The sequence below is a fragment of the Halovibrio sp. HP20-59 genome (assembly GCF_033052795.2).
GTDB lineage: Bacteria > Pseudomonadota > Gammaproteobacteria > Pseudomonadales > Halomonadaceae > Vreelandella.
Map to the genome: position 1 here is coordinate 39,695 of NZ_JAWJUW020000008.1, position 17,795 is coordinate 57,489.

Annotated in this window: 16 protein-coding genes; 4 read left to right on the top strand and 12 right to left on the bottom strand. The window is 57.7% G+C overall.

Annotated features, from left to right (window positions below):
• Nucleotides 1–9: 9 nt before the first annotated feature.
• From nuoH to RZA33_RS10995, 8 genes are all read right to left on the bottom strand, one after another.
• Nucleotides 10–987 (bottom strand): NADH-quinone oxidoreductase subunit NuoH, encoded by a 978-nt coding sequence (gene nuoH / locus RZA33_RS10960; protein WP_317507752.1) that lies wholly within the window; start codon nucleotides 985–987, stop codon nucleotides 10–12.
• A complete protein-coding gene (nuoG, locus tag RZA33_RS10965; protein WP_317507753.1) occupies nucleotides 984–3,701 on the bottom strand; it encodes an NADH-quinone oxidoreductase subunit NuoG in 2,718 nt (905 codons plus the stop codon). The genes nuoH and nuoG overlap by 4 nt, the downstream gene beginning before the upstream one ends.
• A gap of 61 nt (nucleotides 3,702–3,762) precedes the next feature.
• On the bottom strand, nucleotides 3,763–5,160 hold the full coding sequence (gene nuoF / locus RZA33_RS10970; protein ID WP_317507754.1) for an NADH-quinone oxidoreductase subunit NuoF: 1,398 nt from the start codon (nucleotides 5,158–5,160) through the stop codon (nucleotides 3,763–3,765).
• Entirely contained in the window at nucleotides 5,157–5,672 is a 516-nt protein-coding gene (gene nuoE, locus RZA33_RS10975) for an NADH-quinone oxidoreductase subunit NuoE (protein WP_416337862.1), read from the bottom strand. The genes nuoF and nuoE overlap by 4 nt, the downstream gene beginning before the upstream one ends.
• Nucleotides 5,672–7,444: an NADH-quinone oxidoreductase subunit C/D gene (nuoC, locus tag RZA33_RS10980; protein ID WP_317507755.1), complete on the bottom strand. Its 1,773-nt coding sequence runs from the start codon at nucleotides 7,442–7,444 to the stop codon at nucleotides 5,672–5,674. The genes nuoE and nuoC overlap by 1 nt, the downstream gene beginning before the upstream one ends.
• A 50-nt stretch (nucleotides 7,445–7,494) precedes the next feature.
• A complete protein-coding gene (locus RZA33_RS10985; RefSeq protein ID WP_317507756.1) occupies nucleotides 7,495–8,172 on the bottom strand; it encodes an NADH-quinone oxidoreductase subunit B family protein in 678 nt (225 codons plus the stop codon).
• A complete protein-coding gene (gene ndhC / locus RZA33_RS10990) occupies nucleotides 8,169–8,570 on the bottom strand; it encodes an NADH-quinone oxidoreductase subunit A (protein ID WP_317507757.1) in 402 nt (133 codons plus the stop codon). The genes RZA33_RS10985 and ndhC overlap by 4 nt, the downstream gene beginning before the upstream one ends.
• A gap of 197 nt (nucleotides 8,571–8,767) precedes the next feature.
• Nucleotides 8,768–9,622: an SDR family oxidoreductase gene (locus RZA33_RS10995; RefSeq protein ID WP_317507758.1), complete on the bottom strand. Its 855-nt coding sequence runs from the start codon at nucleotides 9,620–9,622 to the stop codon at nucleotides 8,768–8,770.
• Between the two features lie 381 nt (nucleotides 9,623–10,003).
• Here RZA33_RS10995 and RZA33_RS11000 point away from each other — a divergent pair, with 381 nt between their 5' ends.
• On the top strand, nucleotides 10,004–10,153 hold the full coding sequence (locus RZA33_RS11000; protein WP_317507759.1) for a hypothetical protein: 150 nt from the start codon (nucleotides 10,004–10,006) through the stop codon (nucleotides 10,151–10,153).
• A gap of 70 nt (nucleotides 10,154–10,223) precedes the next feature.
• Here the strand turns inward: RZA33_RS11000 and RZA33_RS11005 are convergent, their stop codons facing one another.
• The 3 genes from RZA33_RS11005 to RZA33_RS11015 all read right to left on the bottom strand — a co-directional run bounded on the left by RZA33_RS11005 (nucleotide 10,224) and on the right by RZA33_RS11015 (nucleotide 13,225).
• On the bottom strand, nucleotides 10,224–11,201 hold the full coding sequence (locus RZA33_RS11005) for a hypothetical protein (RefSeq protein ID WP_317507760.1): 978 nt from the start codon (nucleotides 11,199–11,201) through the stop codon (nucleotides 10,224–10,226).
• A gap of 79 nt (nucleotides 11,202–11,280) precedes the next feature.
• The gene (xseA, locus tag RZA33_RS11010; RefSeq protein WP_317507761.1) at nucleotides 11,281–12,630 is read right to left on the bottom strand and encodes an exodeoxyribonuclease VII large subunit; all 1,350 of its coding nucleotides are present in this window, start codon (nucleotides 12,628–12,630) and stop codon (nucleotides 11,281–11,283) included.
• Between the two features lie 4 nt (nucleotides 12,631–12,634).
• Complete coding sequence (locus RZA33_RS11015; RefSeq protein WP_317507762.1) at nucleotides 12,635–13,225, bottom strand: DsbA family oxidoreductase; 591 nt, start codon at nucleotides 13,223–13,225, stop codon at nucleotides 12,635–12,637.
• Nucleotides 13,226–13,394: 169 nt separating this feature from the next.
• Here RZA33_RS11015 and guaB point away from each other — a divergent pair, with 169 nt between their 5' ends.
• The 3 genes from guaB to RZA33_RS11030 all read left to right on the top strand — a co-directional run bounded on the left by guaB (nucleotide 13,395) and on the right by RZA33_RS11030 (nucleotide 17,331).
• Entirely contained in the window at nucleotides 13,395–14,864 is a 1,470-nt protein-coding gene (guaB, locus tag RZA33_RS11020; RefSeq protein WP_317507763.1) for an IMP dehydrogenase, read from the top strand.
• Between the two features lie 96 nt (nucleotides 14,865–14,960).
• A complete protein-coding gene (guaA, locus tag RZA33_RS11025; protein WP_317507764.1) occupies nucleotides 14,961–16,538 on the top strand; it encodes a glutamine-hydrolyzing GMP synthase in 1,578 nt (525 codons plus the stop codon).
• A 181-nt stretch (nucleotides 16,539–16,719) separates the two neighbouring features.
• Complete coding sequence (locus RZA33_RS11030; RefSeq protein WP_317507765.1) at nucleotides 16,720–17,331, top strand: Fic/DOC family protein; 612 nt, start codon at nucleotides 16,720–16,722, stop codon at nucleotides 17,329–17,331.
• Between the two features lie 27 nt (nucleotides 17,332–17,358).
• On the opposite strand, the gene RZA33_RS11035 is transcribed toward RZA33_RS11030, so the two are convergent.
• Nucleotides 17,359–17,523 (bottom strand): hypothetical protein, encoded by a 165-nt coding sequence (locus RZA33_RS11035; RefSeq protein ID WP_317507766.1) that lies wholly within the window; start codon nucleotides 17,521–17,523, stop codon nucleotides 17,359–17,361.
• Nucleotides 17,524–17,795 lie beyond the last annotated feature (272 nt).

The following is a 17,795-nucleotide window of genomic DNA, read 5'->3' on the forward strand; positions in this document are numbered from 1 at the left end:
CATGTCTCCCTAGGCGCCTACCCAGAGCATTACCGCTCCGGTGGCCAGTAAGTTGATGAGGGTTAGCGGTAGGCAGACTTTCCAGCCAAAGCTCATTACCCGGTCATACCGGGGGCGCGGCAGTGCCGCGCGCAGCAGCATGAACAGCAACAGAAAGCCGCTGGTCTTGAGGGCAAACCACACAAACGGTGGCAACAAGGGGCCGTGCCAGCCGCCGAAAAACAGCGTGACGATCAGCGCCGAGACCAGCACCATGCCCACGTATTCGCCGATAAAAAACATGCCGAACTTCATGCCGGAATATTCTATATGGTAGCCATCCGCCAGCTCCTGCTCCGCCTCCGGCTGATCAAAGGGGTGCCGGTGAGTAACGGCAACGCCCGCGAAAAGAAAGGTGATAAAGCCAAAAAACTGGGGAATGATGAACCAGAGGTTTTCCTGGGCGGCGACGATGTCGCGCATGTTGAAGGAGCCGGCCATGGCCACCACGCCCATCAACGAAAGCCCCATGAAAACTTCATAGGACAAGGTTTGCGCCGAGGCCCTTAATGCCCCGAGCAGGGCGTACTTATTGCCACTGGCCCAGCCCCCCAGTAAGACCGAATACACATTGATGCCTGCCAGGGCGAAGAAAAACAGCAGCCCGATATGCATATCGGCAACGCCCCAGCCAGGGGTGATGGGAATAATCAGAAAACTCAGCAGCAGTGAAGCGAAGGCCAGAATGGGCGCCAGCAGGAATAGGCCACGGCTGGCAAAGGGGGGAATCCAGTCTTCCTTGAAGAAGATTTTCAGCATGTCGGCCACCAGCTGAAGCGTGCCGAATGGCCCTACCCGGTTGGGGCCGTAACGGTCCTGCCAAAGCCCCAGAAAGCGGCGCTCCACCACGGTCAAGACGGCGCCCAGCAGCACCACCCCTAGCAGAATGACCAGGGCCTGGAACATGCCCCAGAAAATTGCGGTTACCTGAGGTGTCCACCAGCTCATGCCTGACCTCCCGCAGATTTGTGCAGGGTGATGGATTCTCCTTGCAGTACTCCCGCCATCAGCCCGGCGGGCAGGCCCACCCAGCCGCTGGGCCAGTCTGGCTGCTCAAAGACCGGCAGCGTTGCCCCTTCACCGATGTTCACTGTGTCGCCGGTCTTTAGCGCTAGGCGTTGGGCATCATGAGCGCTGAGGATGACGCTGGGCTGTGTTGTTCGCTGCTGGATAGGCGGCGCCAAAGAGGAGGTTTCTTCACCACCGAACAGGCGCGGCAAAATCAGCGCCCGCAGGGCATTGGCGTCCCCAGCGCTTTGCACCGGCGGGTGATAGTGGCCCTGGTCAGGCGCTGGATGAATCAGGCGTACCCCGGGGTCGCCGCCACGCAGGTGTCCGCCTACCTCGTCGGTGAACTTGTTCCAGGCCTGCGGTGAGTTCCAGCCCGGCGCCCAGGCAAAAGGTACCTGCTGGCGTGGCCGGTCGAACCCGCTATACCCTTCCATCGAGTGCGCAAAGGGCGTATCCGGGTCTTGGGGAGGGCGCGGTTCATTGACATTGAGGTGGGCGCGCATGGCGGTGCGCCCGCTGTAGCGGTGAGGCTCCCGTGCCAGCGGCAGGCCCGCTATACGATAATCAGCCCCGGGGGCTGCCTGCGCCATGCCAGCTAGGCTTGGGTAAGCCTCGGCACAGGCCTGCGTGGCCTGATCCAGATGGATCTCGCTGGGGCTTTCTCCGTGGAGGCTGACGGCCAGGCTATGCAACCAGTGCCAGCTTGCGTGAATCCGTGCTTCGGGGCGCAGGTAGGCGGGCTCGTACACCTGGAAAAAACGCTGGGCGCGCCCTTCAAGATTAACCAGGGTGCCGCTTGTCTCGGCAAAACTGGCGGCGGGCAATAGGACGCTTGCCTTGTCGGTGGTTTGCGTTCGCTGATGGTCCACCACGATGCAGGTATCCACTCGTGCCAGCGCTGCATCCACCTGCTTTTCAGGCAAGCGCTGGTAGAGGTCATTTTCCAGCACCACCAGCGCATCGGCGTTGCCCTGGTTCAGTTCGTCCAGCGCCCAATCAAGGGGTTGGCCGCCCATCAGGGCAAGCCCGGTGCTGTTGGCCTCGCGGCGGATCAGCACCAGGCCAGCCTGTTTGGCGCGCTTGGCAAGCGCCTTGGCAATATTGCCGGCCGCCTCAAGGATCGCTTCGGAAGCCAAAGTGCCACCACTGACCACCAGTGGCCGTTCCGCTGCCATCAGCGCCGCCGCTATACGCTTAGCGGCCTCTTCAACACCGGCTGGCGCGCTTTCCACCGCCGGGGCCGCTGGGTCGATTGCATGGGCGACGGCAACACCGAGCTGGGCAATCCCCTCCGGGCCCAGGGCATGGCGAGCCTCGGCCACATCATCGAGCTCGGTGGGGGCGGGCCAGGCGATAAACAGCGGGTGATAAAGATCCTGCCCCAGGGTTTTCAGCGCCTCTGCGTTCCAGGCTGGTACATCAATCTTCTCGCCCATCGCCTCCCGCCGTGCCAGCGCCGCCTGGCGCAGGTTCAGCCCCAGGCGTCCAGCGCTTTGTACGGGGTCCTCCCCCAATATCAGGACGGCGTCGTGGCGCTCGATTTCGCGAGGCGTGGGAGTGGTCAGGCCGGTCGTACGCTGGAGGTCATTCATGCGTTCCAGGCAGGCCTGTTCGCGGGCCTCAATGCCGGTGGAAAAATTGTCTCCCCCCACCAGCTCGCGCAGCTGATGGTTGCTCTCCAGGCTTGCCCGTGGGGAGCCAATGCCGATCACCCGCCGGGCATAACGTAACGCATCGGTGATATGCGCCAGGGCGGTATCCACCTCTAGTGAGGTGGGGGGCTGGTCGGGCTGCGCTCGCCACTCCGGCACCTTGGGCCGGTCGCTGCGATTGACGTAGCCGTAACCAAACCGGCCACGGTCGCAGAGAAAGTAGCCATTTACGTCGCCGTGGTAGCGGTTCTCGATACGGCGGAGGCTGCCATAGCGTTCGCCGGGGCTGATGTTGCAGCCCATGGAACACTGGTGGCAGATGCTGGGTGCGAACTGCAGGTCCCACTTGCGCGTGTAGTGTTCAGAATGGCTCTTGTCGACGAATACCCCGGTAGGGCACACCTCGGTGAGATTCCCGGCGAAGGGGCTCTCCAGGGTGCCTTCTTCATAACGGCCGAAATAAACGTTGTCCTTGCTGCCAAAAGCGCCCAAGTCGGTGCCGCCGGCGTAGTCGTTATAAAAGCGCACGCAGCGGTAGCAGGTGATGCACCGGTTCATCTCATGACCGATAAACGGCCCCAGGTGCTGGTTGCGGCGGGTACGCTTGGCAAAACGATAGCGGCGGCGGTCGTGGCCGGTCATGACAGTCATGTCCTGCAGATGGCAGTGGCCGCCTTCTTCGCACACCGGGCAGTCATGGGGGTGATTAATCATTAACCACTCCACGACGCTGGCCCGAAATGCACGCGCCTCCTCGTCTTCGATATCAATCCGGGTGTTATCCTTCGCCGGCGTCATGCAGGACATGACCAGCATGCCCTGATCGTCATCTTCGTCTTTATACTGGCGCACAGCGCACTGGCGGCAAGCCCCGACACTGCCCATCGCGGGGTGCCAGCAGAAGTAGGGAATATCTAGGCCCAGGGACAGGCAGGCCTGAAGCAGGTTATGCGCCCCGTTCACCTCGTACGCTTGTCCGTCTACATGAATGATGGCCATGGCTAGTCCCGTTGGTTCCTGTTCTTACTGGTAATAGTCGTGCAAGTAATCGCCGTGCTGCTCATGTTGACCCCACTGGAAGCGAGCCCTCGTGAGTTTCGCTACGGCGTTGGCTAATCCCCTGTTCAAATTCGTGCCGGAAGTGTTTCAGCGCCGTCTGTAACGGCATGGCGGCACCCGGGGCATGGGCACAAAAGGTCAGGCTGGGGCCGCAGTCCGCGGCCAGTTTGTCGAGTAGCTCAATGTCGCCGGGCTCGCCTTCACCATGCTCCAAAGCCAGTAACAGCTTGACAGTCCAGGGCAGGCCGTCCCGGCAAGGCGTGCACCAGCCGCAGGATTCCCGGGCAAAGAATTCCTCCAGGTTACGCATCAGCGTCACCATGCTTTGCGCTTGTGGCACCACCGTTATCAGGCCGGTGCCCAAGCGGCTGCCTTCCTTGCCGACGGTGTCGAAATCCAGTGGCAGCGCTAGATGCTCCGGCAACAAAAAGCCGGTACTGGCGCCGCCGGGAAGCCAAGCCTTGAGCCGGTGTTTATCGCGCATGCCACCGGCTCGGTCGAGTAGCTCAGCACCCGTGGTGCCGATAGGCAGCTCCCACAGGCCGGGTTTTTCCACCAGGCCCGAAACGCCGTAGAGCTTGGTGCCGCCGTCGTCGGTGCGCTCACCGGAAAGGCCTTGATACCAGTCGGCGCCGTTTAAGATGACCCCTGGCGCGTTGCATAAGGTTTCCACATTGTTGACGACCGAGGGTTTGCCCCAGGCGCCCGATTGACCGGGAAACGGCGGCTTGGTCCGGGGGTTGGCACGCTTGCCTTCCAGGGCGTTGAGCAGGGCGGTTTCTTCACCGCAGATATAGCGCCCCGCCCCCGTATGGACGGCAATATCAAAGTCGAAACCGCTGCCGTTGATATCGGCACCCAACCAGCCCGCTTCCCTGGCTTCGCCGATGGCGCGTTTGAGTACCCTGGCGGCCTCAACGTATTCGCCCCGCAGGAAGATGTAGCCATAACGGCTGTTGTTGGCGTAGGCACCCAGGATCATGCCCTCGATCAACAGGTGGGGTTGCTGTTCGAGTAGCAACCGGTCTTTGAAGGTGCCGGGTTCCATCTCATCGGCGTTGCAGATCAGGTAGCCCCGGGGCATGTCATCCCCCTGCAGGGTTAGGCTCCACTTGAGCCCGGCGGAAAAGCCGGCGCCGCCGCGGCCTCGCACATTGGCCTCCTTCATGGTGGCGATGATGGTCTGGGGATCACCGTCGGCGAGTGCCTTGCGCACCGACTGGTAGCCGTCTTTTTCCAGGTATTCCTCAAACCAGACTGCCTCGCCGTCGTCGCGCAGCCGCCAGGTTAGGGGGTGCGTGTCGGCGTGGCGCTCCGCCTCTGGCTGCAGTAGGCGGCTGCGATAGCGCACTGAACTTCTCTGGTTAGCAATGGGTTGGTTGGCAATGGGCTGGCTCATGGGTAATTCTCCAGCAGGGCGGGCAGGTCGTCTGCCGTGACCGGCCCGTAAGTATCGTCGTCGATCATTAGCGCTGGGGCGCCGTCGCAGGCCCCCAGGCAGCACACCGGCAGCAGGGTGAAACGGTCGTCTTCGGTGGTCTGGCCATAATCAATTCCCAGCTGGTTCACCAGGGCCTGCCTGAGCTCGTCAAACCCGCTCAAAAAGCAGGCGCTGCTGTCGCAGACCAACACGATATGGCGCCCCACTGGCTGGCGAAAAATCAGGCTGTAGAAGGTGGCGACGCCTTCCACCTCCCCAGGGCCAATGCCAAGCACCCGGGCAATCGCGCCGATGGCTTTATCGGGCACCCAGCCGTGGCGGCGCTGGACAATCTTCAGAGCGTCGATGCAGGCGGCTTGGGGCTGCTCGTAATGGGCCATTTCCTGGCGCATCGCGGCTTCGTCCTCGGCGTGCAGTTCGAAGCCATCGCTGTCGATAATCCTGTTGGTTTGCGGTGTCGTTGCCATCATCAGCGGTCCACGTCTGCCATCACGAAGTCGATACTGCCCAGGTGGGCGATCAGGTCTGGCACAAAGCCGCCGCGCATCACCGAGGGTATCTGCTGCAAGTGCGGGAAGCTCGGTGTACGGATGCGGGTGCGGTAGCTCATGGTGTTGCCGTCACTGGTCAGGTAGTAGCTGTTAATACCCTTGGTGGCCTCTACCATTTGCAGGGATTCCTGCGGCTTGAGTACCGGCCCCCAGGACACCTGCAGGAAGTGGGTAATCAAGGTCTCGATGTGCTCCAGCATGCGCTCCCGGGGCGGGGGCGTGGTCAGCGGGTGATCCGCCTTGTAGTCGCCGGCGGGCATGTTATTGACGCACTGCTGGATGATGCGCAGGCTCTGGCGCATTTCATCAATGCGTAGCTGTCCTCGGTCGAACACATCGCCGTTGTGGCCGAGTGGCACCTCGAAGTCGAACTGTTCATAGCCCGAATAAGGCCGCTGCTTGCGCAGGTCGAAGTCGCAGCCGGTGGCCCTCAGGTTGGGCCCGGTCACTCCCCATTCCAGCGCCTCGGTGGTATTGAAGGCTGCTACGTGGCGAGTGCGGTCGCGCACGATGGCGTTTTCCATCATGGCCCGCTCGTACTCTTTTAGCCGTGGGGGCATCCAGTCGAGAAAGCCTTGTACCAGCTTCTCCCAACCCTGGGGCAAGTCCTGCATCACGCCACCAATGCGGTACCAAGCCGGGTGCATGCGAAAGCCGGTAATGCCTTCAATGACGTGATAACCGCGCTGCCGGTCGCTGAAGGTGTAAAACACCGGCGACATGGCGCCCAGGTCTTGCAGGTAAGTGCCCAAAAACAGCAGGTGACTGGTGATACGGAACATTTCCGCCATCATCACCCGGATCACTTTTACCCGGTCCGGCACCTCAATGCCCGCTAGCTTTTCAACCGCCAGCACGTAAGGCAGGTTGTTCATCACCCCGCCGGTGTAGTCGATGCGATCCGTGTAGGGAATGAAGCTGTGCCAAGACTGGCGCTCGGCCATTTTTTCAGCGCCGCGGTGGTGGTAACCGATATCCGGTACGCAGTCGACGACTTCTTCGCCATCCAGTTGCAGCACAACGCGAAAGGCACCGTGGGCCGAAGGATGGTTGGGCCCCAGGTTGAGGAACATGAACTCGGCGCCGTTTCGCTCCCGCTGCATACCCCAGGCTTCCGGGTCGAAGCGCATGGCTTCCTGCTCGGTCTCCTGACCTTCAACCGTCAGGGTGTAGGGGTCGAACTCAGTCGCCCTGGCAGGGTAGTCCTTACGCAGTGGGTGGCCGGTCCAGGTTGGTGGCATGAGGATCCGTGTCAGGTGCGGATGACCGGCAAAACTGATGCCGAACATGTCCCAAACTTCCCGCTCGTACCAGTTAGCCGCCGGGAAAACCTTAACCGCAGTGGGCACGCTCAGGTCATCGGCTGAGAGCGCCACTTTAAGCATGATGTCTGCGTTGCGGGTAACCGACAGCAACTGGTAAAACACCGTGAAATCAGCCGGCGGTAACCCTTGGCGATGCGTTCGCAGCCGTTCGTCGATGGCAGAAAGGTCGTAGAGCAGATCATAGGGTGCGGTCAGGTTCTTCAGATAATCCAGCAGCTTGGTCAATACGTCCCGTGTCACCCAGAGCACCGGCATACCGGTATAGGTGCTTTGCTCGTAAAGCACTTGGTCGCCAAACGTTTGTTTCAGGGCTTTGAGCAAGTGATCATCGGAGTTGTCTGAGAGGCTACCGGTATCCATAGTCATGGTCGTGGTTCATCTCCTGGCCATCGGTGGTGAAACGACGGAGAACGCCGTCAGAGTTTGTCCGGTGTTCTCAATTCCGTGGCTTGAATCCGTTGATCGCGATGTTTTTCCCGCTGGGAAGGCATATCGGCTTTATAAACACCTTGGTCCCCGACCACCCAGGAAAGCGGCCGACGCTCCTCTTGGATCGAGTCCTGCAGCAACTGCAAGCCCTGGAGGAAAGCTTCTGGCCGGGGCGGGCAACCGGGTACGTAGACATCCACAGGTAGGAATTTGTCGACGCCTTGCACCACCGAATAGATATCGTACATGCCGCCTGAGTTGGCGCAGGAGCCCATGGAAATAACCCATTTAGGTTCCAGCATCTGATCGTAGAGCTGCTGGATGACCGGTGCCATTTTGATGAAACAGGTGCCCGCAATGACCATGAAATCCGCTTGCCGCGGCGAGGCCCGAATAACTTCTGCACCGAAGCGGGAAATATCATGAGGCGCGGTAAACGCGGTGGTCATTTCCACATAGCAGCAGGACAAGCCAAAATTGTACGGCCACAGCGAGTTTTTACGCCCCCAGTTGACGGCGGAATTGAGTACCTCGCTGAGCTTTCCGGTGTACACATTGCGTTCGAGTTGGCGCTTCACCGGGTCCTCTGACGGCTCCCCTTTCTGGGTAGGGTAACGGCGGCTGCTTTCGGCGGGTTGATCGGCCCTGGTCAGGGTATAGCTCATTTTTCACCTCCAGATGAGCCCGGCGCCCAGTCCAGGGCACCGGTTCGGCTGTCGTACAACAGGCCTGTCAGCAGAATGAAAACAAAAACGGCCGCGCCCCAAAACCCTGTCCAGCCCGTGTCTTCAATGACAACAGCCCAGGAAAACAGGAACACGGCCTCAATATCAAAAATCACGAATAACATAGCAACCAGGTAAAACTTGACGGAAAAACGCTGGCGGGCATCACCCGTGCCGACAATGCCTGATTCAAAGGGAAGGTCTCTATTGACCCCTTGGCTGCGACCGCCCAGCAGGCTGGAAATGCCTACCATTAGGGCGCATAGCGCCAAGGCGGCGACCACAAAAAATCCTGTCGCCCAATAGCGGACTAGCAAGTCATTGACAGTCTCAGCCATACCTTTCCCTATTGAATGATCACGCTATCCATCGCGCCTGAGAAGAAACGCCAGGGCGATTAAAGCGGTTGCATTAACGTGGGTCTTTAAAAAAAGCGTAGCTCATTAATTAAGCTTTTGTGCAATAAATGCTCATTTAAGTGGTGAATAAAAATTAATCACACACTCATGCCGGTGAGTTCATCTTGTTGATTAACTTACGTATTCAGGATAACGCCGCCGTTTAAGTGCAGTGTTTGGCCGCTCATGTAGGACGATTCCTCGCAGGCGAGGTAAACATACGCAGGCGCTATTTCGCTGGGCTGACCGGCGCGTTTCATGGGAACTTGGTTGCCGAACGAGGCCACCTTCTCGTCTTCAAAACTGGCGGGAATCAGCGGTGTCCATATTGGCCCTGGCGCCACGGCGTTAACGCGAATACCTTGATCCATCAGCGACATGGCCAACGAGCGTACCAAGCCCTGAATGGCGCCTTTGGTCGCAGAGTAGTCGATCAAGGTGTTGTTGCCTTTAAAGGCATTGATCGAGGAGGTGGCAATAATTGTATCGCCCTTACTGAGATGCTTAACGGCCGCTTTGGTGAGATAAAAGTGGCTAAAAATATTGGTCTGGAAGGTGCGCTGTAGCTGGTCGTCGGGGATCTCGGTGATGTCGTCCCAGTCGTACTGTTCAGCGGCGTTGTTAATGACAATATTGATCTTGCCAAAGTGGTCGAGGGTTTGCTTAACAATCTCGCGACAAAAAGCCGGGTCAGCCACATCGCCTTTCAACACTAAGCAGCGGCGCCCTTCGGCTTCCACTAGCCGCTTGGTTTCTTTGGCATCTTCATCTTCTTGCAAGTGCACGATTGCGCTGTCAGCGCCTTCGCGAGCGTAGTGCACCGCCACTGCACGGCCAATCCCACTGTCGCCGCCGGTGATAATCGCGACTTTATCAAGCAGCTTTTCAGCGCCGCGGTAGCTGTCGCGAATGTACTCGGGTTCCGGGCGCATGGCGTGTTCATCGCCCGGCTGCTTGTCTTGATGCTGGGGAGGTTGCTGTTGATCGCTCATGTGCGGTCACTCCTTTGCTAACGCACTGCTATAAACCATCATTAACGTAGAACAAGGTAGTAACAACGGCAAACCACGCTGCGAGCGCTTAGCAACAAAGCGGCAGGTAAAAAATGCAAGTGATAGTGGCAAGCTATGAGTATTATCGGCATTGCTAATATATGGTTTGTTTGATTTTAATTTATTGTTTATGAAAGGTTTTTATTTTAAATGTATCGCCAAGGCCCATGGGCATAAATTGCAAGTTGAAAGAGAGGAGCTACAATTATTTGGGTCTAGAAGTTAATGCATTGACTACTTTTTCTACCCACTTCAGGGAGCCCTGTGGCCGTTGCGCCAAGGGATTGGAGAAGCTAAGACCACCAAGACAAGGATGAAACGATGACTCAACCTTCTGAACACGATAAGAAACCTCAAAAAGATCGGGACGATCATTTTCATGAAGGGAATCCAATGCCGGATACCCACCACGTCAATCCCAAATCCGATGACCCTAAAAAGTCGCACAAAGACGATAAAAACAAGCGTTGAGAAACACTGTTTAGCCCGGCGCTAAACGGTCAAGGCGTTACTGATGAGTAGCGCCTTTTTTCATTTAACGCTAAACCTCTATGTTGATAGAGGGCGTGGCTACGGAAACATCACCTAGCGAGGTAGGCAGCAACTGCCCTAATGAGGAGTAGAGGGCGTCTGAGGTTGATGCTGCAACCGCTTGATCCGTCTTGTCCATGACGCCTTCAGCTTTCTTCAGCTCACGGCGGGCTTCTTTATCCTCTTCGTTCAGCCTAACCTTGAGTGCGTTAACGACTTCGCGCAGCTCTTTCTGAGCATCCGTCAGCACGCCGCGTAGTATGTGTTCACTAGCGCTGGGTCCATTGGATGTTGAGCGGTTGTCTTCATTCTGGATGAGGTTGGGCAGGCTGGGTAATAAGCCGAGCTCAGTGGCTTGATCGCCTTCATCGCCTGCTGATTTTTCGGCTTCTTGCTCAGCTTTTTCCTCAGTGCTTTCTTCAGTACTTTCCTCAGTACTTTTCTCAGCATCATCTTTGGCTGTTTGTGCACTGGCTTCGGCTTGCTGCGCGTCACTCGACACCGTTGGCTGGGCGTTCTCGTCGCCGCCTGCCTGAGCCGCGGCTGAATCAGCTCCGCTGGTTTGAGTCACGGCCGGTTGAGCTGCTGTCGTTGCAACCACGGACGGGATAGCGGTCATGCCTGCACCACCGCCACCTTGATTGTTCAGTAGCTTAGCTGCACCGGCAAGCTCACGGGCGATGCTCTTGAGCTCCTTGGCCATGTTTTTAAGCTGTTCAGGGGAGGCAAAGGCCATCATGGCTTTCAGCATTTCAAGCCGCTGGCGCAGGAAGCCCACTTTATCAGTGGCCTGCTGCTGGGAGGCTTCCTTTGGCGTCGGTAGCGACGCCAAGCTCTCCAACGCTTCCTGCTGCTTTTTAAGCCGCTTTGTGAACGGGTCGTCTTCAGCAGGCTCGCTCTTTTGGGGGGCGACACGGGTAGAGATCAAAAACTGCGGCTTATCTTGGCGCTGATTAATCAGCGTCAATGACGAAAATCCAATCTTCATGGCGGTACCCTCTCCTTATTGTTATAAGGTATCGGCCATTTTACTTCTGTCTTTAACCCCCGGTCTTTAACCCCGGACTTTAACCCCCGGACTTTAGACGTCGCTTAACTTCCACGCTTAGCCTGCCTTTACCCAGCTTCAGTTTCAGCTTCTGGCCGGGCTGGGTATCTTCCGCGCGGCGAATGACCTGACCCTGCTCATCCTGGGCAATCGCATAGCCCCGGCCTAGAACTGCCAACGGACTGACCGCGTTTAATTCCCGCGCTGCCGCTTTTAAGCGGGCCTGTCGGCTCTCCAACTGGCGCTGCATCGCACTCCCCAAACGGCGTTGTAACTGGCTCACGCGTTCGCTTTCCGCGCTGTGCAACCGGGTCATGTCCTGGCTGGCCAAGCGCCTGCTTAGTTGCGCTACCTGGGCTTTTTGCTGGCCGAGCGCTTGTTGTATAGCGCGATTCAAACGCTGATTGAGAGCGGTTAAGTGCTGGCGCTGGCGGTTGAGCTGTTCGCCGGGGTGGCGCAGTTTGGCGCGCAGGGTATCCAGCCGCTGGCTATCGCGCTCCAGGCGCGCTTGCATTGCCCGCTGCAGGCGGCTGTGTTGATGATCAAGTTGACGCTTGAAGGTGTTCTGGTCCGGCACCAAACGTTCAGCGGCCGCCGATGGAGTGGGGGCGCGCATATCGGCGGCGAAATCCGCTAGGGTGATATCCACTTCGTGGCCTACTGCTGACATGACCGGCAGCCGGGAGTGGAAAATCGCCCGCGCTAGGTGCTCATTATTAAACGCCCACAGGTCTTCCAGGCTGCCGCCGCCGCGGGTGATCAAAATCACGTCCCGCTCTGGGTCTAGCCGCGCCTGACGGTTAAGCAATGCCAGCGCCGAGATCATCGCAGGCGCCGCTTCGGCGCCTTGCACCGGTACCGGAATCAGCGTGACGTCCGCCAGCGGCCAGCGCGCTTCCAGCACCGCCAGCACATCGCGAATAGCCGCCCCGGTGGCCGAGCTTAAAATCAGCAGCTTGCGGGGCGGGAAGGGTAGCGGCCGGGCGTTGGCAAACACTCCTTCGCCTTCCAGTTGGGCTTTTAAACGCTCAAAAGCGGCCAGCAGTTCACCCAGGCCCGCGGCCTGAACGGCCTCGGCAATCAGTTGATAGTCGCCCCGCGGCTCAAACAGCGACACCCGCCCGCGCAGCTTGACCTGATCGCCGTCGCGCATTGGCGCCGAGACAAACCGCGCCCGCTGACGAAACAGCGCACAACGGATCTGCGCCCGGTCATCCTTCAACGTGAAATAAACATGCCCTGATGCCGGACGCGAAACGTTAGAGAGCTCGCCCTCCACCCACACCTCGCCCACATCGCGCTCAAGGGTTTGCTTGGCGCGCTGGTTGAGTTGGCTGACGGAGAGTGCCTGGGGAGTGGGGGAGGCCATAGAATTAACCGCGCTCGATCAGAAAACGTTTGAGGGCGGCGGGGTCGGGTACGCCCTGAATCACTTCGCCATCGATGACCAAGGTAGGCACCGACTGAATGCGTGCCTCTTCCATCGCGTGGCGCAGCGCCGCTTGATGCTGCTCGCGGTAGCGGCCTTCGGCCAAGGCATCAAGAACCGCCTGGCGTTCAAGGCCCACCGACTCACCAATATCCGCCAGCTCTTCCGGATCGCCGATATCGCGCTCTTGCTGGAAAAACGCTTTTAAGGCCGCCATTGAGTAGGCGTGGCCCAGGCCTTGCTCTTCGGCCATGGCGAACACTTCAAAGGCTTTGTCGGTACGTGGCTGCGGCGAGATATTGGGTAGCTTGATGGGCACACCGAGCTTTTTAGCCATGGGGTAGACCGAATCCTGCCATATTTTAGGCAAGTAAGGGTCTTCCACCTTCAGTGTGGGCACCGGGGCAGGGCGCAGCTCGAAGGGCCGCCAGCGGATTTCCACATCCATACCCTCGGTTGCCTGAACAATGGCCTCTTCGGCTAGTAGGCAGAAGGGGCAAACGTAATCGGTGTAGACAATAATCTGTTGAGACAAAAGGCCCCCTTTAAATAAAAAATAACCCACTAACAGCCTACCAGCATACGTCATTAGCATTTGGTATAAGCACAACAGCGTGACTGCATTGCTGGAAAGGCCCTCAAAACGCTATAATAGGGGATTAACCTTTCACGCCCCACTTCCTCTCAATCAGGGTGTTGCCGCTATGCTACGTATGGCCCAAGAAGCACTAACGTTCGATGACGTACTCCTCGTTCCCGGCTTCTCCGATGTCTTACCCAAGGATGTCAGCCTCAAAACCCGCTTGACCCGCAATATTTCGCTCAACATTCCGCTACTTTCTGCCGCGATGGACACCGTTACCGAAGCGCGTCTAGCGATTGCGATGGCTCAGGAAGGCGGCATCGGCATCATCCATAAAAGCATGGCCATGACCCAGCAAGCCGCTGAGGTGCGCAAGGTCAAAAAGCACGAAAGCGTGATTGTCAAAGACCCGGTCACCGTTAGCCCCAAGGCCAAGCTCGAAGACCTGCTCACCATGGCGCGTGAAAACGGCTTCTCCGGGTTCCCCGTGGTGGAAGGCGAAACCCTGGTGGGCATTGTGACCGAGCGTGACATGCGCTTTCAGCCTAATCACGGCGACAGCGTCTCGGACATCATGACCCCCCGCGATCGGCTGATTACCGTCAAGGAAGGCACCGACCTCGAAACCAGCAAAGCCAAAATGCGCGAACACCGCATTGAGAAAATGCTGATCGTCGATGACGAGTTCCACCTGCGCGGCCTGGTGACCTTTCAGGATATCGAAAAAGCCCGCACCTACCCCATGGCCGCCAAAGACAGTGACGGCCGTTTGCTAGTTGGCGCAGCGGTCGGCACCGGCCCGGAAACCCCGGACCGCGTCGCGGCGCTGGCTGAAGCAGGCGTAGACGTGATCATTGTCGATACCGCCCACGGCCACTCTAAAGGTGTTATCGACCGCGTTCGCTGGATCAAAGAACACTTCCCACAGATTCAGGTGATTGGCGGCAACATCGCCACCGCCGCCGCCGCCCGAGCGCTAGCCGAAGCGGGTGCCGATGCCGTAAAAGTGGGTATTGGCCCGGGTTCAATCTGCACCACGCGCATCGTCACAGGCGTTGGCGTGCCGCAAATTACCGCGGTTTCCAACGTGGCCGAAGCACTCAAAGAGTTTGATATTCCGCTGATTGCCGACGGCGGTATTCGCTTCTCCGGCGACCTTTCAAAAGCCATTGCCGCAGGCGCGAGTGCCGTGATGGTCGGTGGCCTGCTGGCCGGTACCGAAGAAGCACCGGGCGAAGTAGAGCTTTACCAGGGCCGTACTTACAAAGCTTACCGCGGCATGGGCTCCATGGGCGCTATGTCTGAGAACCAGGGCAGCGCCGACCGCTACTTCCAGGATAAAAGTGAAGGCGCCGAGAAGCTGGTGCCGGAAGGCATTGAAGGCCGCGTTCCCTATAAAGGCATGATGGGCGCCATCGTCCACCAGCTAATGGGCGGGCTGCGCGCCTCCATGGGCTACACCGGCTGCCGCGATATTCAGGAAATGCGCACCAAGCCGGAGTTTGTACAGATCACTGGCGCTGGCTTTAATGAATCCCACGTACACAACGTGCAGATCACCAAAGAAGCTCCCAACTACCGGGTGAGCTAACCAGCGCTTTTAGTTAAAAACGGCGGCGGGCACAGCTCGCCGCTTGCTTTTTTGGCCTTACCAGCGGCACCCACACCGCTCAACTGAGACCCCGCCATGAGTGACATTCACGCCCATAAGATTCTGATTCTCGACTTCGGCTCGCAGTACACCCAGCTAATTGCCCGCCGGGTGCGCGAGATCGGTGTGTTTTCCGAAGTCCGCGCGTTTGATATCACCGAAGAAGAGATTCGTGAATATAACCCCAACGGCATCATCATGGCCGGTGGCCCGGAATCCGTCACCGAATTGGACTCCCCGCGCGCTCCCCAGTGCGTGTTTGAAATGGGCCTGCCGGTGTTTGGTATCTGCTACGGCATGCAGACCATGGCCGAGCAGCTGGGCGGTAAGGTAGAAGGCTCCAACCAGCGCGAGTTTGGCTACGCGCAGATTCAAATCGACGAAAATAACGCGCTGTTCAAAGACATCAAAGACCACGTAGACGCTAAAAGCGGCAAAACCCTGCTGGACGTATGGATGAGCCACGGCGACAAGGTGGCCGAAGCGCCCGCCGAGTTCACTGTGACCGCTTCCACGCCGAGCTGCCCAATTGCCGCCATGGCCTGGGAAGAGAAGCAGTTCTACGGTGTTCAGTTCCACCCGGAAGTGACTCACACCCTGCAAGGCCAGCGCATTCTTGAGCACTTCGTGCTGGATATCTGTAAAGCCGAAAAACTGTGGACGCCTGCACAGATCATCGAAGACCAGGTTCAGCGCGTGCGCGAGCAAGTGGGCGACCGCCACGTACTGCTGGGTCTCTCCGGCGGCGTGGATTCTTCTGTGGTTGCCGCATTGCTGCACAAAGCAATTGGCACCCAGCTGACCTGCGTGTTCGTCGACAACGGCCTGCTGCGTAAAGCGGAAGGCGACCAGGTAATGGAAACCTTCGCCAAGCACATGGGCGTGAAGGTGATTCGCGTAGACGCCGAAGACCTGTTCCTCGGCAAGCTGAAGGGCGAAAGCGACCCGGAGCTGAAGCGCAAAATCATCGGCAACACCTTTATCGACGTATTTGATGAAGAAGCCAGCAAGATCGACGGTGTCGATTTCCTCGCCCAAGGCACGATCTACCCGGACGTGATCGAATCCGCTGCCTCTAAAACTGGCAAAGCGCACGTGATCAAATCCCACCATAACGTAGGTGGCCTGCCGGAAACCATGAAGCTCAAGCTGGTCGAGCCGCTGCGCGAACTGTTTAAAGACGAAGTGCGCAAACTCGGCCTGGAACTCGGCTTGCCTTACGACATGGTCTACCGCCACCCATTCCCCGGCCCTGGCCTGGGCGTGCGTATTCTGGGCGAAGTGAAGAAAGAGTACGCCGACATCCTCCGCGACGCTGATGCCATCTTCATCGAAGAGTTACGCGCCTCCGGCTGGTACGAAAAAACCAGCCAAGCCTTCGCCGTGTTCCTGCCGGTGAAATCCGTAGGCGTAGTCGGCGACGGCCGCCGCTACGAATGGGTCATCGCGCTACGCGCGGTAGAAACCATCGACTTCATGACCGCCCGCTGGGCGCACCTGCCCTATGAGCTGTTGGAGAAGGTTTCCAACCGGATTATCAATGAGTTGGAAGGGGTTTCGCGGGTGACTTATGATGTTTCTAGCAAGCCGCCTGCTACTATTGAGTGGGAGTGATCGTCTCCACTTAGTGTGATGATTGGCTAGACTCATCAAGGCCGCTCGACGTATCGAGCGGCCTTTTGTATTTTGTGAGTATGCTCATTGTGAATTGCATGGCGAGCAAATTGAGAACAAACGGCATCGTGGGGAGCTGAGGCATGCGATATACAAAGAGGCGGCGGGTTAGGTCAGCCTTATGAGTCGCTATGTTGTTTCAGGTAGCGAAGGCGAATACCAACCCGGCTCGGAAAATAGGGTGCTGGGAAATCTCGTAGAAATCACTGACCCAACAGAGATGAATATTGCAGAAACGGAGCTGCTTGACGCTCTCTATATGCATGTTCTTGACGCCTTACCGGAAACGCTTACTTTCCAGTCAATTTGTCAGTGGCACAGAGCCTGGCTGGGCAATGTGTATCTTTGGGCGGGTGAGTATCGAACCGTTGATATGTCCAAACCAAATATTCGGTTTGCATCACCTATACAAATCGCAAGGCTGACAAAAGAGTTCGAGGAGCAGTATCTCTCACGTTTTGCAGAGCTACCGAAGATGGGCGACGAGCAACTGGTGGCCTTTCTTGCCGAAATGCATGTTGAGTTCATACTGATTCACCCTTTCCGAGAGGGCAACGGACGAATATCACGTTTGCTGCTGGATGTGATGGCTGTCAAAGCGGGTGCTCAACCGCTGGATTACACCCTATGGAATGAGCATAAAGACTACTATTTTAAAGCGATTCAGGCCGGGCGAGATGGTGGCTATCAGTTTATTGAACGCTTGGTTCGAGATGTTTTGGAGACGCAATAAGAAGGGTTAGAAAGTCTGCGTACAGTCTCAAAAAGCCAGGGTCAATTTAGCAAAACGACGCGAACGAGACTTGAGACGTTTCTCTACCACTGCCGTGCGCTCACCTGTTTCTATCGCGCTTGAGCTGGCGACTGCACGCAAAATACGCTCGCGGGAAACAGTGACTTTATCAGTTGGGGCCTTACGAACCATGACAACGCTCCTAGGCAAATCAATAGTTATTATTATAGCAGTAACCTTGCCGGTATGTCGTGCCTGTTACCTAGCCTTATAGGTGGTTAAAAAGGTGGTCAGGAGGTGCAGTCAACGCTCATAGAACGCATTTCGACGTGTTGGGTTCCTTTGATTCGCCTGTGTTTGATGTAAAGCCTGCCAATGGGTGTATTTGCCTAACGAAGCGCTGCCCCCATGTTAAGATGTCATATCTTAAATATTGCACTGGCTACTCTTTAAATTTTTTAATA

Excerpts from the sequence above, each read along its gene's own strand:
- nuoH (WP_317507752.1), bottom strand. The coding sequence starts at position 987 with ATGAGCTGGTGGACACCTCAGGTAACCGCAATTTTCTGGGGCATGTTC.
- nuoG (WP_317507753.1), bottom strand. The coding sequence starts at position 3,701 with ATGGCCATCATTCATGTAGACGGACAAGCGTACGAGGTGAACGGGGCG.
- nuoF (WP_317507754.1), bottom strand. The coding sequence starts at position 5,160 with ATGAGCCAGCCCATTGCCAACCAACCCATTGCTAACCAGAGAAGTTCA.
- nuoE (WP_416337862.1), bottom strand. The coding sequence starts at position 5,672 with ATGATGGCAACGACACCGCAAACCAACAGGATTATCGACAGCGATGGC.
- nuoC (WP_317507755.1), bottom strand. The coding sequence starts at position 7,444 with ATGACTATGGATACCGGTAGCCTCTCAGACAACTCCGATGATCACTTG.
- RZA33_RS10985 (WP_317507756.1), bottom strand. The coding sequence starts at position 8,172 with ATGAGCTATACCCTGACCAGGGCCGATCAACCCGCCGAAAGCAGCCGC.
- ndhC (WP_317507757.1), bottom strand. The coding sequence starts at position 8,570 with ATGGCTGAGACTGTCAATGACTTGCTAGTCCGCTATTGGGCGACAGGA.
- RZA33_RS10995 (WP_317507758.1), bottom strand. The coding sequence starts at position 9,622 with ATGAGCGATCAACAGCAACCTCCCCAGCATCAAGACAAGCAGCCGGGC.
- RZA33_RS11000 (WP_317507759.1), top strand. The coding sequence starts at position 10,004 with ATGACTCAACCTTCTGAACACGATAAGAAACCTCAAAAAGATCGGGAC.
- RZA33_RS11005 (WP_317507760.1), bottom strand. The coding sequence starts at position 11,201 with ATGAAGATTGGATTTTCGTCATTGACGCTGATTAATCAGCGCCAAGAT.
- xseA (WP_317507761.1), bottom strand. The coding sequence starts at position 12,630 with ATGGCCTCCCCCACTCCCCAGGCACTCTCCGTCAGCCAACTCAACCAG.
- guaB (WP_317507763.1), top strand. The coding sequence starts at position 13,395 with ATGCTACGTATGGCCCAAGAAGCACTAACGTTCGATGACGTACTCCTC.
- guaA (WP_317507764.1), top strand. The coding sequence starts at position 14,961 with ATGAGTGACATTCACGCCCATAAGATTCTGATTCTCGACTTCGGCTCG.
- RZA33_RS11030 (WP_317507765.1), top strand. The coding sequence starts at position 16,720 with ATGAGTCGCTATGTTGTTTCAGGTAGCGAAGGCGAATACCAACCCGGC.
- RZA33_RS11035 (WP_317507766.1), bottom strand. The coding sequence starts at position 17,523 with ATGGTTCGTAAGGCCCCAACTGATAAAGTCACTGTTTCCCGCGAGCGT.